Origin of the sequence: Phosphitispora sp. TUW77 (genome assembly GCF_048453025.1) — a bacterium.
In the GTDB taxonomy this organism is placed as follows: Bacteria; Bacillota; Thermincolia; order Thermincolales; family UBA2595; genus Phosphitispora.
On sequence record NZ_CP156677.1, the window covers coordinates 254,219 to 270,672 of the forward strand.

At 42.4% G+C, this 16,454-nt stretch carries 8 protein-coding genes; 4 read left to right on the forward strand and 4 right to left on the reverse strand.

The features are described from left to right. Nucleotides 1-113: 113 nt before the first annotated feature. The 4 genes from ABFY19_RS01335 to ABFY19_RS01350 form a co-directional block, all read right to left on the reverse strand. Nucleotides 114-611: a hypothetical protein gene (locus ABFY19_RS01335; RefSeq protein ID WP_418791473.1), complete on the reverse strand. Its 498-nt coding sequence runs from the start codon at nt 609-611 to the stop codon at nt 114-116. A 12-nt stretch (nt 612-623) separates the two neighbouring features. Next, on the reverse strand, nt 624-6,071 hold the full coding sequence (locus tag ABFY19_RS01340; RefSeq protein ID WP_418791474.1) for an RHS repeat-associated core domain-containing protein: 5,448 nt from the start codon (nt 6,069-6,071) through the stop codon (nt 624-626). A gap of 16 nt (nt 6,072-6,087) precedes the next feature. Beyond that, complete coding sequence (locus tag ABFY19_RS01345) at nt 6,088-7,029, reverse strand: hypothetical protein (protein ID WP_418791475.1); 942 nt, start codon at nt 7,027-7,029, stop codon at nt 6,088-6,090. Nucleotides 7,030-7,125: 96 nt separating this feature from the next. Then, complete coding sequence (locus tag ABFY19_RS01350) at nt 7,126-11,346, reverse strand: phage head spike fiber domain-containing protein (protein WP_418791476.1); 4,221 nt, start codon at nt 11,344-11,346, stop codon at nt 7,126-7,128. A gap of 605 nt (nt 11,347-11,951) precedes the next feature. On the opposite strand from ABFY19_RS01350, the gene argC reads away from it, so the two are divergent. From argC to argB, 4 genes are all read left to right on the forward strand, one after another. After that, nucleotides 11,952-12,992 carry an N-acetyl-gamma-glutamyl-phosphate reductase gene (argC, locus tag ABFY19_RS01355; protein WP_418791477.1) on the forward strand — a complete coding sequence of 347 codons (1,041 nt, stop codon included), beginning with the start codon at nt 11,952-11,954 and terminating at the stop codon, nt 12,990-12,992. 296 nt (nt 12,993-13,288) lie between these two features. After that, nucleotides 13,289-14,500: a bifunctional glutamate N-acetyltransferase/amino-acid acetyltransferase ArgJ gene (gene argJ, locus ABFY19_RS01360; RefSeq protein WP_418791478.1), complete on the forward strand. Its 1,212-nt coding sequence runs from the start codon at nt 13,289-13,291 to the stop codon at nt 14,498-14,500. A 47-nt stretch (nt 14,501-14,547) separates the two neighbouring features. Further along, a complete protein-coding gene (locus ABFY19_RS01365; RefSeq protein WP_418791479.1) occupies nt 14,548-15,447 on the forward strand; it encodes a radical SAM protein in 900 nt (299 codons plus the stop codon). A gap of 95 nt (nt 15,448-15,542) precedes the next feature. Next, nucleotides 15,543-16,430 (forward strand): acetylglutamate kinase, encoded by an 888-nt coding sequence (gene argB / locus ABFY19_RS01370; protein WP_418791480.1) that lies wholly within the window; start codon nt 15,543-15,545, stop codon nt 16,428-16,430. Nucleotides 16,431-16,454: the final 24 nt, after the last annotated feature.

The window sequence follows — 16,454 nt, forward strand, 5'->3', positions numbered from 1 at the left end:
TTCCCCGCCGCCACCCCCAAAACGGGGCGGGCGGGTATTTTTATGCCTTTGAAAAGAAAAACCTCAAGAGAGTGAGCAGATAAAACTCTCTTGAGGAACATTATAAACTAGCTCTAAAACCAATAAAGCTGTTTATTTGTTGTAAGACCTGTCCTTTGTTCTAGAATATTTAGCAGTTCTGAATACCCCGAAATACTCCTTGTAACCAAAAATGACGGTTTGCCCCCAGACCCAAACAGCAAGCCTATCAAATTATTAACAGTCGAAAGCTTGGTCAAATCTACTCTTAAAAGTTTTTGACTAGTCCGTCTCTCAAGCTCGACCATTTTGAGGATATTATCATAATTTATATTATAAGATTTGAACGGAAAAACCAACTCAATGTGATTATCTTCTGTACGTATTTCTGGGTAGATATTCAAAAATATCAATATTCCAATAACAATAAGTATAATACTAGCGACAGCCATTACATCAAAAACTAAATCTCTTGGAAACTGACTCCAAATAAAAATGAATACTAGAAAAAACATTACGATGGGAATAGGAAGTAGCCTTGTGCTAAAATAGCTGTATCCGTCTTTGTAAGTAAATTCTCTTCGATTATTCATAAACTCACTCCGTTATCTCCAAGTCTTCGCATTTACTGTCAGTCCCGAAAGGTCTCCAAGACCCACTCCTATTGAGAATCCTTCTGCGATTATTGGTTGATTCTTTGAATTTTGTCCCATATAAGCTACTGACATCCCTGCACCTATGACTGTAAATTTCCTGAAACTGAGTCCGCCAGCTCCTCCAATAGAAAACGCATTTTCAAATTGCTCAAAAGATTCGATATTATGAATCTGACCTTCAGTTATTAGCATCGCACCGCCTACTCCTGTTATTATATCAACTGAATTATATGTTCTTACTTCACCATTTATTTGAAGACGAATCTTTTGGTATTGTGCACCTTTTCCAAATGCTGCACCTGGACCAACTGACACAAATGTTCCCGAAGGATAGTCAATTGGAGCACCCATTCTTTCCCCTTCGTAGTGGCAAACTCCATTATTGTCTTTCATTTGTTGATAAGCCTGTTCAGGAGTTGGATTAGGTATCTTAGTTTGACTCGTCCCCTGATTACCAGATTTTTTGGGGGGTTTACATCCTACATATGCTGTCTTTGTATCGCCTACCCATTCAATTTTAATACCAAAGTCTTTTGCAAATTTTGCTACAGGTATTTGTAACCGGTCATTGACAAGCCTATAATTTTTGTTATCAATACTATATCGCTTGGTAATTGACCCGTCTTTATTACTTACAGCAGCCATTCTATCTGCTTTACTGTAATAAAGTTTATAGCCCATTGCATCAGTCATATCTCTTAAATATGCCCACATTTTAGCATTATTGCCTGAACCTATTAATTGAGAACTGATTGTTTTACCATTAACGACTAAACCTAGGTGTCCTGATGGGTCAATATATTTCAGTGGGTTGTTATTGCAGTAACTATATAAATGTTTCTGCCAGGTTGCCCCAAAGGCTATGCCATAACTATCCTCCTGTGTGAACCGCTGTATACTCGGGTCATAATACCGCGCCCTCAGGTAATAATTCCCCGTTTCCTCATCAAGGTACTCCCCGCAATAGCGGAAGGGGTTGTCAATCTTCTCCACTTCCTGGCGCCATAGTTTCGTTGTCTGCTTTCCGCCGAATGCGGGCAGGGGAGTGGTTTCTTCCTGCCCAAAGGGGTCGTACCGGTAATCCTTAATCAGTTGGCCTTTTTCATCCAGCAGTTGGGTGACATCCCCATGTGCATTATGCAGGTAGAACAACATCTGTGAATCAATCTGGCCGGGGCTATTCTCACGATAAATCAGCTTCAGGCCGCGGATATTTGCTGCTGTAACAGCATTGTCCCGGTCTGTCTCCAGGATAATATTGCCTGCATTGTAGTAATAGTTTGTCACCAAATCCCCAAAATCCTTCTTAGTGCGCAGACCGTTTCCGTTATAGGTATATTCAACAAATTTGTTATCCGGGGTTTGGACCCGCTGCAGCTGGTTAAAGCCATTGTAGTCATAGCTAAACGACTTAGTAGCCATGGTATTACCGTTAATTTTAAAGACATCTTCCTTAGTTAACTGGTTTCCCACAGCATCATAAGTAAACCTGTGCTGAACGGTTTCACCGCCTTTTGTTGTTTCCTGGAGCAGCAGGCGGCTGTTATTATCATAGAGGTATGATGTTTCTTCGATTTTATTGCCGGTTATCTCAGTAACTTGCTTGATATTGTCCAGGTCGTCATATTCATAGTTCTGAATTTTATCATCAGGGAGCAGGGCGGTCTTAATCCGGGACAGGGGGTCATAATAGTACTTGGTGGTCCCGTTTCCTTCATCCTTCTGGATTTGATTGCCGCGCTTATCATACTTATACTCATAGCTGCTAATAATACTGCTGCCATCCCAATGACGCAAGTTCCTGACATTACCTGACGGGTAATACTGGTAAGTTGATTTGATTCCCGTAACCCCATTGAGCTCTTCCGTTAACTGGCCGATATCATTGTACTTATAGCTGAATCTCTTGCCATTATCACTGACCGTAGTTAACCTACCCACATTGTCATACTCATAATTCAGGTTAATTTGTGTCAGGCTGCCCTGAAGCACCTTAAGTGCAGAAACCTGGCCAGCCCTGTCATAAGCATAGTCCTGCCTGATACCATTCCCATAGTTTATGGAAGTAAGGCGTCCCAAATCATCATACTCAAAAACAGTCGTTCCCGAGGCATCAGTCATCTGCCTGGTTTGGCCCAGCTTATCAATAGTAATATTAACAGCGGTTTTCTGACCATCTTTACTGTTCTGTTTCTGTATCAGCCTGTTTAAGCCATCATAAGCATAGGCAGTGGCAACCTTATTCCGGTCAACAAGTTTTACCAGGTTGCCATTATTGTCATATTTATATTGTGTTTTCCGGTTTGCGGCATCTGCCGACAGTATGAGCCTGTTTAAGGAATCATACTCATATGAATATGTGGTGAAATCCTTATCCTGCCACGAATTCAGCCCCTTAATAACCTTAGTGGTATTACCGGCCTTATCATATTCAAATCTGGTGATATTGGATTCTGTGGCACTGATAACCCTTTCCGCTGCTGCCAGGAAATTACGGTTCGTATAATACTGTTTGGTCTCATAACCGTCCGGGTCCACTATCTTTATCAAGTTGCTGTTGCTATCATAATAGAACTTGGACATCGCGGACTTCCCTGACTCAAAAGGCGCCTTCACAACTATCTGCCGTCCTAAAGAGTCATATTCGGTAAATACCGTCTGTCCTAAGGCATCAGTCCGGGCTGTCATGTTCCCCAAACGGTCATACTGGTACTTAGCGCTGCTGCCTTCAGCATCGGTTTCCTTAATTAACCGGCTCAGGGCATCATACTCAAAGAATGATTTCTGCCCGGCAAAATCAACCGCTTCAGTCTGGTTGCCCAGGTAGTCATACCTGTATTGGGCAATCTCTTCTTTGTTCCCATTAAACCTGCCCAGCTTGGCCAATCGTTCAAAGGCATCAAAATAATAGTTGGTAACCCTGTCTTTCCTGTCGCCTTTAGCGGTAACCGTTACCTTAAAGAAGGGATTGCCGAACTTATCATAATTGGCTTCATCATAGGACACCCTTGTATCAGCCAGGACCCTTCCGGTACGGTCAGCGTGACTGACTTCCGCAATCCGGTTTAAGTCATCATACTTCAGATATTTAATGTTTTTGTTCCCATCTTTTTGTGAGACCGGGTTTTCCAAGTCATCATACTGCAGTTCGACAAGAATAGCACCTGTCTTCGGGTCAGTAACCTTTAATAAATCACCCAGGCCATTGTAGTTATATACCAACTTTTCACCATTGGGATTAGCTGCTTCAAGAATGTTATTTAAGTCATCATACTTATATGAGGCATAGCTTTTATCAGGGTAAACCTCCTGTAAGGGCCTGTCCAGATTATCATAACTGAAAGAACTAATATTACCTTTTCCGTCAACAGAAGTCAGTGTGTTTCCTGTTGCTAAATCATAAGTATATTCTGTTTTGATATCCTTGGTGCCCCCATCGGCATCTTCAACATCATCCTCAATAACCGCTGTCAGATAAGCCCCTTTATACTTAGAACTGTATAAAAACCTTGTGGTTGCCCATTCACCAGGTTCTTTTTCGGTTTTTTGAGCGGTAATATTTCCATATCCATCATAGGTGTACTCAGACTGGGCCAGGAGCTTACCGTTCCCGTAAAAACGTTGTGCATCAATCGTTTTTTTATCCGGGCTGAGGGAGTATTTGACTTCAACGGTAGTGTTTTTATCCTGCTTAAATTTCTTGCTTTTCAACAGGTTAAAGGCAAAGTCATAACTGTAGAAAATCTTGTGTTCATCACTGTTAATTTCTTCAGGTTTGTCCGGATGGTTTTCAGCCAGGATATTCCCGCGGTGGTCGTACTCATATTTATCTATCTTTTCCGAGCAGTCACCCTTGGCATTATATGTTTTGCTTATGTCCTTTACCGGCAGGTTATATTTCTCGTGGTATCGGGTAAATGTTTCATCTAATAGCCGGTCGGAACGGAGCTCGGTCTTGTATAACTGGTGTTTTGCATTATACATGTACTTTGTTGTTACATTTTTGCTGTCGGTTACCCTTGAATAGTATTTGTAAAGGTCATCTATCGAATCTGCCTTGTATTTAGGATACCCGTCGGGTTCGTTATAGTACTGGTATTTTAACAGATTATAGGTCCGGTCCCCATCAACATCCTGGCGTTCTTTGACCTTGAAATATTCCATGAACCCGCCGCTCAGGTTTTTCTTGCTTTTTTCATAGACATATTGTGTTTTGGCACCTGTGGGGTACGATATTTCTATCAAATTGGCATAAAGGTTGTCTGCTGCTGTTTTATCCCCTATCTGGTCAAAGGCGGCATCCGGGAAGGTATATTTATATGAGAACTTGCGTCCCTGGGCATCAACAAATGATGATAAATAATACTTTCCCGTTTGACCGGGAATTTCGGTTTTTATCAAACGGACACTGCGTCCTCCGGACTTAAAAACGGTTACCGTATCATTATATTGGATATCCACAGTACGGCCAACCGAGTCGACAACCTTGGTTAACAGTCTGAGATTATTGATGCTTGTATAGTAGTACCTGATGGCATTGCGGAAACGGTCCATCTCAACCAGCAGTTCCCCATTAGCGGAGAAATAGTAGGATGACCCATTGGCATAGTAAAGTTTAAAAGCGGAGGGGTCCTGGCCGTTACCGTAAGTGGTATCTTTGGTAAAGACTATGTCTGTCAGCTCATAATCAGCCAAGCCTGTCCCGGTGGTAAAGTCGGCTTTGTATGTCTGCCCATTGGGCAAGTTGACATAGACATTTTCTCCGTCCACATCAAGGGTAGGGATATCCAGGCACCAGCCTTCGCCAAAAATATATTTGGCTGCTGAAGCCGCACTTTTTGCCTTGGGCTTATTTACTATATTGCTGGCAGTGAATATAGATGTTCCTGATGCATACTGGAGGTAACCGGAAAACACCCATGTTTGCCCAGATATTGTTGTTTCAGCCAAAATGGATGTTCCGGCGGGATAACTTAATCCCCCGGTTTTTACCCAATACTCGTTGGCATCAAAAACGTCATAATAGGCAATTACCGTCTGCCCATAACTAATGTTCCCGTCACTGGCAGTGCCTTCATCAAATGCTTTGGCATCCCTGTTCCGGTACTCCAGGACCAGGGACAGGTCCATCCCATTACGCCCAGGGATGTCAAATATGGTGTTCCGGACATTTAATTCACCGGTTTCTGTACTGACTGTTTCTCGCACTCCACTGGTAGCTTTGGAGAACGGGGCATTTAATTCAATATTATATACTGCCTTCTGTTTATCTTCTTTGAGTACTTCCATCAAAGAAGAGACCGTAGTTTGTTCCAGCGCTTCCGCTGCAGGAGCCTGGCACCAAAATATCATTCCGGTAAACAGGAAGGCTAAAAGGGAACAGCAAAACTTTTTCATGCTTAACCTTCCTTTCTTATCCGGAATAGCTATTTATTATTTCTTCCCAACTCTTACCGGCTTTTCTTTCCTGCAGGATTTCATCCATTGAAGCCCCGGACTGTTCCGCCAGGCGGGCCGCATTTTGCACATCCCAGACAGAAAACCCGTCTGCTTTGTATTTCCCCAGTTGAGTAATACTCAGATTATATTTCCGGCAGACTTCTTGTTCAATTTTCTCTTTTTCCTTATCAACCTCCGCATTAGCTATTTTAACGGCAGCTTCGTAGTTTTCCGCGGCAATGGTCTGGTTCCCGCCGGCCCTTTTTATGTTCAGGGTGACCGTATCATCTGCATATACAAACTCATATGCAAGCTGGTTTCCGACTTCTTCCCAGGTCCCAAGCTGTGTTTTTACCTCAAATACTTTTGAAATATCCATGTCCTTCGCCCTGGCAATGCTGTCAGCATTTAAAATGTCCTGTGGCGTAAACCCACTGTAAATCCAACTGCGTACCAATGCCTTATCGGCGGGCTTATAAAAGTTGAAGTCTTTCATGCTTAAAGCATTGGAGAGGACAAGCTCCATTTCCGTTCCTTTGGCCTGTTCGGCCAGAAGGTCCCCAGCCAGGGTGAAATCAAGACCATTGGCTGCTAAGAATTCGTATACGGCCAGTATGTCTTCAGCCTTGTATTTTGCTATTAAGCCGAATGCTTCTTTATAGGCGGCCTGATCTTTTTCTAATGTATCTAGCATTTTTTTATATACAAAGATGTTTTGCCTGACAGTGTCCCAGTCCCCTATGGCATCATAGAGCTCCAGGACCGTATTTTTTGACAGCCCGGACATGGCGGCAAGGTCAATAGCTAGTTGATTGTCTGCAGATTTATCGTTTCCCACAGCCCAGGCTGCTGCGGCTGCAGATAAAGCTATCAGACAGATCGCAATAATTATACTGTTGCGTTTTGGTAATCTCATTTCCTCACACTCCTTACCCAAGATTTTAGGGTAGCGTTCATTTACAGTACGTATACATATAGCTGTTATCTATGTATATATGTAGTTATCCTTGCTTTATTGCATTTCTTCAATGTCAACATATTGAATTGTATAGTAATTTACAAAACCATTAATCTGGTCCACGCCGGGGTCTGCACTGGTTGTTTTAATGAGATAAAAAACTGGGCCTCGGTTATACTGGCGTTCATTCAACCACTGCATGAAATCCTCTACCTGAACATCTGTTAACCCTGAATACTGTTTAACCGTACCATCAGTCAAAGTGATTTTTAAGACAAGGGTTGCGGCATCAAATAAATCCTCAACATAGTCAACAGTGATTAATGAGTTGTACCCTTCTGTTGACAGGTCATTAACCTTCATGGCATTAACGACAGAAAAACCGCTTCCTGCAAGTTGATTGGTCAAGTCTAATTCGGGGATAGCCCTTAATTCTTCTGCAGTCATACCTTGTTGGGTAATCGCAATCCAATTGGTTTCAACATCAGTTAATAGATTAGAATCAACAGTGGTCCACTGGTTGTTTTGATAGGAATAATAAATTGAATTTTTTACAATGAAATAGTACATTTCAGCAACTTTGGGCTGGATTTCCATCGGATAAATTCTTCTTATTTTCCGCCAATTAGCTGCATCAAAAGACTGACTTTTTGTGGTATATAAAGACTTTTCAAGGGGTACATCACCCAAATAGCTGTCCCCGCCATTGAGTGTTACTGTTATGCTTTTTAGGGATGGAGTAATAAAGGGGTCAATTGAGGCAAAATAGATTGCTGCATCAAAATGCAGGACCTGCCGCCCATCAGCATAGAGAGCCTCAAAATCACCTTCATCCATAGCATTAACCTCGTCTATGGTCATTCCATATTGCTCAAAATCTTCTTCCGCCGGTACAGCACCTGTTTTAACCACGGTCCATACCCCGTCTTTATATGTATGCCATGAGTTTTTACCATCAAAGGAGAACAGGTAACGCTCAGGTCGTTCAACACCATTGAAGTAATAGGTAGATAGGCCGTCGGAAGCAATATATGCTAGTTTTTCATCAGAGTTATCCACGTCAAATGAATAATTATTTAAAACATCTGTAGGTCTAATATTTTCTTGAGAATCAGTCTCAGGATTATAAACTAAATATTTATCAAAAGAATCGCGTAACACTAGTTTATTATCATTTGTTACCTTGATTATTTCACATGCAGCGGTGTTATCTTGATATATATCCAGTTCCCTTAACGCTTTTGAAGAAACTTGATAACTGTAAAGATCTCCTTCTATTTTCAGAAATACTATTGTTGCATCAGAATTTACCCACAACCCTTCAATATCATCAGTTGTGATAATAATTAAATACTTTTGCCAACCTGTAGGTGTCTTAACAAGTTGATAAAGTTTGTTTGTGTTGCTGAAAAATACAGAATTTCCCGTTTTGGAAACATCAAGAGTAGTTGCAGTAGTACTAGATAACAATTCCCCTGGGGCCGTTGTAGAAGAAGAAAATTTGAAGATATCGCCGCCTTCGTAATAATATATTGTGCCGTCATCTTGAATAGAAAAAACAGTTACACCTGCTTTAATTAAAGTGGTAATCTTAGTTGAATCGTCATAAACATAAAGGTTATTGGCTGAATCTTTAAAAGCAATCCGGTTTCCTTGCAAATCAGATTTTATAGATACTGGGATATAATTTGAAGCTATTGTAGCTTCTCCTGTATACATATTTAACACATAAAGTTTATTGCTATCAGATGGATTAGCGTAATATAATTTGTTTCCATTGCCTGATAGTGCTATTTTTGTAGGGGTTACCCCTGGTAAAATAAGATTTTGGTCAGATAACGTATCTAATTCTTGGTTTTCTTGAGCATCGAAGTATGATGAATCGATAAAGATATTTGATATTTTCCCATTGGGCATGGCACTTGAAGCCAAAGAGGATAGATTGCCGTCAAAATTCATTTTATATGTGGTGTATTCGTCAATCGGCAACGGGCGAGTGGGGTCTGTGTCACCGGTACGGGCTATAGAGGATATGCGGATGTCGTCATGTTTGGTATTTAAGAAAAAGTAACTGCCTGTATGACTTCCTATATAGGCTTTTTCATAAAAGGCTGTTGGCAAGAGCGGACTATTAATAGTGGCACTTACTACATTGTCAATAAGTAATTCTATCTTTTCTGTAGTCCATACTACCTTGAACAAATGCCACCCATTTGGTGTTAGCGAATCATCACAACTTGCTGACTTTGCTTCATTAGCATCATTTCTCGACTGAATTGCCCATTTTTCTTCATTAGTAGCATGATATAACCAAATACCTACATAACTAGTACCGCTAGCTCTTGGTATATAAAATACTGTAGGCCAACTATATGGCGAAGGGGTTTGCCTTTTGGATAAATCATTTACATATACCCATTGTTCCCATGTACCTTCTGCTGGGTCTACTACCCCCGCAGTCGGGATTGTTAAGACTTCTGCCACGCGAGTGGCTGTTGCATCAGTTGTCGGCATATAAGATGTCATATATGCTTTTTGCTCAACTTGTGCTCCCCATAAATAAATACCAGAACTACCATCCCCCGCATAATTATAATTACTATTAGCATAAGCAATCTCAAAAATAATAACTGCTGAAGAAGTTCCAGACGTTCCTGTTACACTACATCTATACCATCCATTACCTACATCTTCAATCGAGGCAGTTAAACCACTACTAACCGTGCCTAGTGCCCCAGAATCCAAATCAAAAAACGCTACTTTATAAGCACCCGTCATGTTGGTTTGAAGTGCTAACCAACCCCTCTCGGCTTTCTTAGCATAACAACTCTGTGTATATGATACCCCTGATGAAATTGTTAAGGTCTTCTTAACATAATGCTCATTTGTTATTGCTGATTCTACTAATTTGTCTGCTGTTAGCGTACCCCAGGGTGAATTAACCGCATTTGCAGATATTGTGCAATTTGTTTTACTCCAATAGGTATTGTCAAATTGTTCACTATATAAGGATATATTTGTCGTACCTTCTTCTACTGTTATACCTTTACCTTCACTTTGAAGCATGAAATCAAATACTGTTGAACCTTTATTTGCTTGCGGCTTCCATGCAATAAAGTCAAGGGAATCATCTATATTTAATGTTCTAAAATGCATTTGTAGAGATGAAATATTATTACCTATAGCATTTTCTAGTTTTACTAAAGTAATTTCTCCAGGCAAAACGTCCTGACATAAGCCACCTGCATTTGTAGAAATCCTTAGTGTTGTTGAACCAATATTTTTAATATGCACAGATTCAGAATAACTTTGCCCGCTAACCGAAGGGCTAAGAATGACATAATAATATTTGGGTAAACTAGTCCCGCCACTTGTTTGAATCCTTGTGGCATCTGTTGCTCCCCATTCTGGTACAGCTTGATCTTGGGTAAGGGTAATACTTGCTCCGCCATAAGCAGACCATCCCTCAAATTTCACCTTATCATCAGATATTAAATTATGAAAATACCCTTCCTCATACCGTGGCATATTAGCCGATACTGTACTTCCATCTTCTTTTGTCGCTTCGGAATTCCGGGTGAAAGTTGCCGGTGCCGTGCCGTCATTTGAAACCAATACCGTAGGATTCACATTATATGTCCCGGCAGGGGCAGTATTTGGCTTAAATTGGAGGTCCCCATTTAACACCTGTGTTTGTCCATTTAATAGACTCGAAGCATCAATAGTTAATGACGGTGAATAAACAGAGGTTGCTTGGTCATAGCACCAAGTTGATAAATCATTTGTCCTGGCAATCAAGCTGTCACCTTTAGTCAAAGCGGGACTGGTTTTGGTTAAATCCAGGACTACTTCATTCCATTGGCCGCTCACGAGGTCTTCACCAATTTTAAATATGCCGTCTGCATTATTATCATTTATTATTAACGCACTATTTCCGGTATAGAATTTTATCCACTGTGCCCCGGCCCCAGGTTTTACCCAGACTTTGACCTGGCTGTACTTGGAAACATCGAATTCAGCCGATTCCGCTAATGTATACTGCACATAATCCTGGTTTGGCACATCACCTGTCGCAACCTTAACCGCATAATCCCCAGCCATCCTGTCCTGGGTTAAGGTTACGGTTCCTGATTGCAATCCTGATATTCCAGTCGTACTTTCCATTTCATTATAGATGGGTAGATTTTGCTGCACGTCTTCCGCTAAAGCAGTAATAGGAAAAGACGTCATAAGCATCATTACACATAAAATAATGCCAATTATTTTTCTTGACATTTTAAATACCTCCTCCGCTTAAGTAGGCTAAAAACCATCACACATCAGGCAAATATCTAAACCTTCACACAGTTTACAGCTTAATCCGTTTATTTCCTAAGACACCTCGCTTTCGCATGTACTCACCAAAAATCCCTTTATTTGCAAAGAATACCTCCAATTTTTACAAAAAACTTTTGACTCTACTATTGTACAATCTCATCCCCGGCAGCCTTGTCGAAATGAGAGGTTTAAGGACAAGCAAATATGGTCGAATCCTTCCTTTTATTGTATAATTTCCAAGCTCGGAAAGTGCTCTTTTCCTGAAAAGCGGTTTTTAGGGTACAAAAAGCGGCTTTTAGGGTATGAAACATGAAAAAAACCGCGAAAATTAAATGCGGTTTTTTGACAAAACAAACGAATACGGTTAGGATTTTTATTTTTGTTGTAAACTAAGGGGGCAAATTAAACCTCCTGACCCCGTTCCTAAAAGGATATCTAAACATTGCTGTCGAAAAGAAAAAATAGGCGGCGGCTATTGCATTTTTATACAATAATAATGTATAATTATAAATTATTGGAAGGGAAATTTATAACCCAGAGCAGCAAAGGAGATGAATGGAGTAATGATTAAGGCAGGAATTGTAGGGGGTACCGGTTACACGGGGGCTGAACTGGTAAGGATACTGTCCCGCCATCCGGAGGTTGAACTGATTGGATTGACATCACAGACATATGCCGGACAGCGCTTTGACAGCGTTTTTCCCAGTGCCGGAGGCTTTTCGGAGGCTGTTTTGGAAGCTCAGGATGTAAGGTCACTGGCTGACCGTTGTGATGTAATCTTTACAGCACTTCCCCATGGTGTTTCCATGGAAGTTGTGCATGAGGTAGCCGCGGCAGGGAAAAAAGTCGTTGACCTGGGAGCAGATTACAGGTTTGATGATATTAAAACCTATGAAAAATGGTATAAAGTTTCTCATAAGACACCGGAGCTTGCAGCTAAGTCGGTGTATGGGCTGCCTGAAATCAATCGCCAATTAATTTTGGCGGCAGATATCATAGGCAATCCGGGCTGCTATCCTACCAGCGTAATTCTTGCTCTGGCGCCGCTGCTGAAAAACGGGATGGTGAAGACAGATACAGTTATAGCAGATTCCAAATCCGGGGTATCAGGGGGAGGACGCGGTCTGAATCTGGCCTTCCATTATGGGGAATGTAACGAGAACTTCAAGGCATATAATATCGGTGGGCATCGGCACACACCTGAGATAGAACAGGAACTTGGCAAGCTGGCAGGTGAAAGTATGACCATTTCTTTTACACCTCATCTGGTTCCAATGACCAGAGGGATCCTCAGTACTGTTTACGCATCTCTAGTAAATCCATGTTCCACTGAAGTTCTTCTTGATATGTACCGGGATTTTTACAGTAAAGAGTTTTTTGTCAGAGTCCATCCCGAGGGTCAGTTACCCCAGACCAAGTGGGTATCCGGGTCTAATTTCTGTGATATCGGCTTAAAGGTGGACAGCCGGACAGGCCGTGTTGTAGTTGTATCCGCAATTGACAACCTGGTCAAGGGGGCATCCGGGCAGGCAGTGCAAAATATGAACCTGATGTTTGGGCTGGATGAGAAAACAGGTCTTGATTTTGCACCGGTATTTCCGTAATAAGCTTGAAGCAGGCTTTCGGAAATGACCGTGGGGGCATATGGTGAGGCTATTGTAGCGATTTTCCACATTAACGCTGGAGAAATCTAACCTTGTTCCTGGACTTCGCTTAGCGGAATTGTGGTAATATTTCTCACAGCGTTAGTGCAAGGAAAATCTTGTACAATAGCTCACCACATCCCATGACCATATCCGAAGCCTACTGTGGAGGGGGAAAAAGTCCAAGGCGCAAAGCCTTGAACATTAAGGAAATTTAATTTCCGTGAGACTTAGCCAGGATTAGGGAGTGAAAATATATGATTCATGATATACAATACATAGAGGGAAGTGTCGCTGCTCCGCTGGGATTCAAAGCAGCCGGGGTAAAGGCGCGTATCAGGTATAACAAAAAAGACCTTGCCTTAATTGTTTCCGAAGTCCCGGCGGCTGCGGCAGGGGTATTTACCACAAACAAAGTCAAGGCAGCCCCGGTGGTCTTGTCCGCAAGGCACATTGCCGATGGGAGGGCACAGGCGGTTGTTGTTAACAGCGGTTGCGCCAATGCCTGTACAGGTGAAGACGGTATGACCATGGCCGTGGAGATGGCTCGCGAAGCTGCCGGATATTTAGGCATTAACGCTGAAGATGTGGTAGTGGCATCAACAGGAGTAATTGGTGAAAAGCTGCCTATGGATAAGATAAAGGCCGGGATAAGTGAAGCTGCCAGTGTATTGAGTTCTGATGGCGGACATGATGCGGCCCTGGCTATTATGACAACAGACACGGTTCCCAAGGAAGTCCTGATAAAGCTTGAAATTGGAGGCAGTGTTGTTACCATTGGAGGGATTGCCAAAGGCTCAGGGATGATTATGCCAAACATGGCTACCATGCTGGCTTTTGTGACAACTGATGCCGCAATAACCCCCCAGCTGCTGCGAAAATCAGTGACCTATGCAGCTGAACGGACTTTTAATATGGTTACTGTGGATGGTGATACCAGTACCAATGATTCTCTGATTGTATTGGCTAACGGCCTTGCCGGTCACAGTATAATTGAACAGGAAGACGAGAATTTCTTTATTTTTAGGGATGCTCTGGAAAGGGTCTGTAAAGCCCTGGCCATGATGATAGCCCGTGACGGGGAAGGGGCGACTAAACTTATTGAGGTGGAGGTCAGGAATGCTCCGGCCTTTGCAGATGCCAGGAAGGTGGCTATGGCAGTAGCTAATTCCAACCTGGTGAAAACAGCGGTTTTTGGTGAGGATGCCAATTGGGGCAGGATTATCTGTGCTGCAGGATACTCGGGTGCGGATATAGACCCCGAACGGATTGATATTTTTATTGGGGATGAAAAAATGGCTGAAAACGGGGCGCCTCTTAATTTTAGTGAGGATCGGGCCAAAGAGATTCTCGGCTGTAAAGAAGTTAAGATTACTCTCGACCTGCATCATGGCAGTGAAAAGGCAACAGCCTGGACGTGTGATTTTTCATTTGATTATGTGAAGATAAATGCCAGTTACAGGTCATAAATTCTGATTATAGGCTATATTTGAAGAGGAAGAACAGGGTGGTGGCAATGAAATTTGCTCAGGTAATGTACCTGGCCAGGTATTATATCATGGCAAGGTTTATGAATGACAAGAAGCCCATACTTGCCGGGATGAAGCTGACCCACAGGTGTACTCTCAGATGTCGCCAGTGCCCTTACTGGCAGCGGCCTGTTCCGGACCTGGGATGGGACCGGTTCCTGGAAATGCTGCCCCGGCTTCGGGAGGCGGGGATTAGGATTTTGATCCTGGAGGGTGGGGAGCCGCTTCTGTGGAAGGATGGGCAGCGAACTGTAAAAGACATTGTCAGGGAAGCCCGGAAGTATTTTTTCTGTGTTGGAGTGACTACCAACGGGACACTTGCTCTGGATGTGGGTGCTGACATATTATGGGTCAGTATTGACGGGCTGCGTGAAACACATGACCGCCTGCGGGGAGAGTCATTTTACCGGATAATCAGCAACATCAGGAATTCGGACCATCCCAAGATTTTTGCCAATATCACCATCAACAGCATTAACCACATGGAGATTCCCGCCTTGGTCAAATTTCTGGCCCCGCTTGTAAGAGGCATTACTATTCAGTTATTTTATCCATATCCGGAAAGTGAAGATTTACTGCTTACTTGGGAGGAACGTGCCAATGTTCTCGAACAGCTGATCAAGCTGAAGAGAGACGGTTATCCGGTCAGTGATTCCATACCGGCCCTGGAAAAGCTAAAAAACAATACATGGGTTTGTGAACCCTGGATGATAGCCAATGTTGAGCCTGACGGGTCTTTTAGTCAGGGATGTTATTTGAAAAACAGGACAATTGATGACAATCCCTGCCGGCTTTGCGGGTTTGCGGCACATACCGAAATTTCCTTAGCTTATCAATTGCACTGGAGTGCGATAATGGCAGGTAAGGATATATTGGGGATATTTTAACGTCTAGCGAAGCCAAGCCTTTTTAAATATAAAAATAGACCGGAATAACTTGCCGGTAATATGGAATCTGAGAGAATTTGAGAGGGGTTTACTTGATGAAAGACGCAGTGGAAAAAGCGGGCATTCTTATTGAAGCACTGCCATATATCAAAAAATTTTACGGTAAAACCGTTGTTATCAAATATGGCGGCCATGCCATGGTAAATGATGACCTTAAACAGGCAGTAATTAATGATGTTATATTAATGAAATTAATTGGCATAAATCCGGTGATAGTCCACGGGGGAGGGCCGGAAATCACCGAAATGCTGAACCGGCTGAACATTCCCTCACAGTTTGTGGCCGGTTGCCGGGTAACAGACCCGGCTACCATGGAAATCGTGGAAATGGTTTTGGTAGGTAAAATAAATAAAGAGATAGTAGCTCTGATTAACAGGAACGGCGGCAAAGCCGTAGGGTTGTCAGGGAAGGATGCCAACCTTATTCAGGCAGTTAAAAAAATGGGCAAGTCAGTTGATTCTGAGGGCAACCATTCCATGCAGGATATCGGGTTTGTCGGTGATGTGAAAAAAATTAACCCTGAAATACTCCAGACTGTTATTAATCAAGGCTATATCCCGGTGGTAGCCCCGGTCGGTGTTGGGGAAGAAGGGGAAAGCTACAATATCAATGCAGATTATGTAGCAGGTGAAGTGGCAGCGGCCTTGAATGCCGACAAAATGATTTTGCTTACTGATGTTGAGGGTATTTTTGAAGATTACAGTGATAAGACAACACTTATATCTGAACTTAAGCTGGCCCAGGTTGAACAGAAAATCGCCTCAGGCACTATCAGCGGCGGGATGATTCCCAAGGTGGAGTGCTGTGTACAGGCTATTGAAAAAGGGGTTAACAGCACTCACATACTTGATGGGAGGATACCTCATTCCATTTTGTTGGAGATATTTACTGATAAGGGTATAGGTACTATGGTCGTAAAATAGGAAAAGATATACGCTAATTTGGGG

What these genes read in the sequence shown, in the direction of transcription:
- ABFY19_RS01335 (WP_418791473.1), bottom strand. Translation starts at nt 611, where the DNA reads ATGAATAATCGAAGAGAATTTACTTACAAAGACGGATACAGCTATTTT.
- ABFY19_RS01340 (WP_418791474.1), bottom strand. Translation starts at nt 6,071, where the DNA reads ATGAAAAAGTTTTGCTGTTCCCTTTTAGCCTTCCTGTTTACCGGAATG.
- ABFY19_RS01345 (WP_418791475.1), bottom strand. Translation starts at nt 7,029, where the DNA reads ATGAGATTACCAAAACGCAACAGTATAATTATTGCGATCTGTCTGATA.
- ABFY19_RS01350 (WP_418791476.1), bottom strand. Translation starts at nt 11,346, where the DNA reads ATGTCAAGAAAAATAATTGGCATTATTTTATGTGTAATGATGCTTATG.
- argC (WP_418791477.1), top strand. Translation starts at nt 11,952, where the DNA reads ATGATTAAGGCAGGAATTGTAGGGGGTACCGGTTACACGGGGGCTGAA.
- argJ (WP_418791478.1), top strand. Translation starts at nt 13,289, where the DNA reads ATGATTCATGATATACAATACATAGAGGGAAGTGTCGCTGCTCCGCTG.
- ABFY19_RS01365 (WP_418791479.1), top strand. Translation starts at nt 14,548, where the DNA reads ATGAAATTTGCTCAGGTAATGTACCTGGCCAGGTATTATATCATGGCA.
- argB (WP_418791480.1), top strand. Translation starts at nt 15,543, where the DNA reads ATGAAAGACGCAGTGGAAAAAGCGGGCATTCTTATTGAAGCACTGCCA.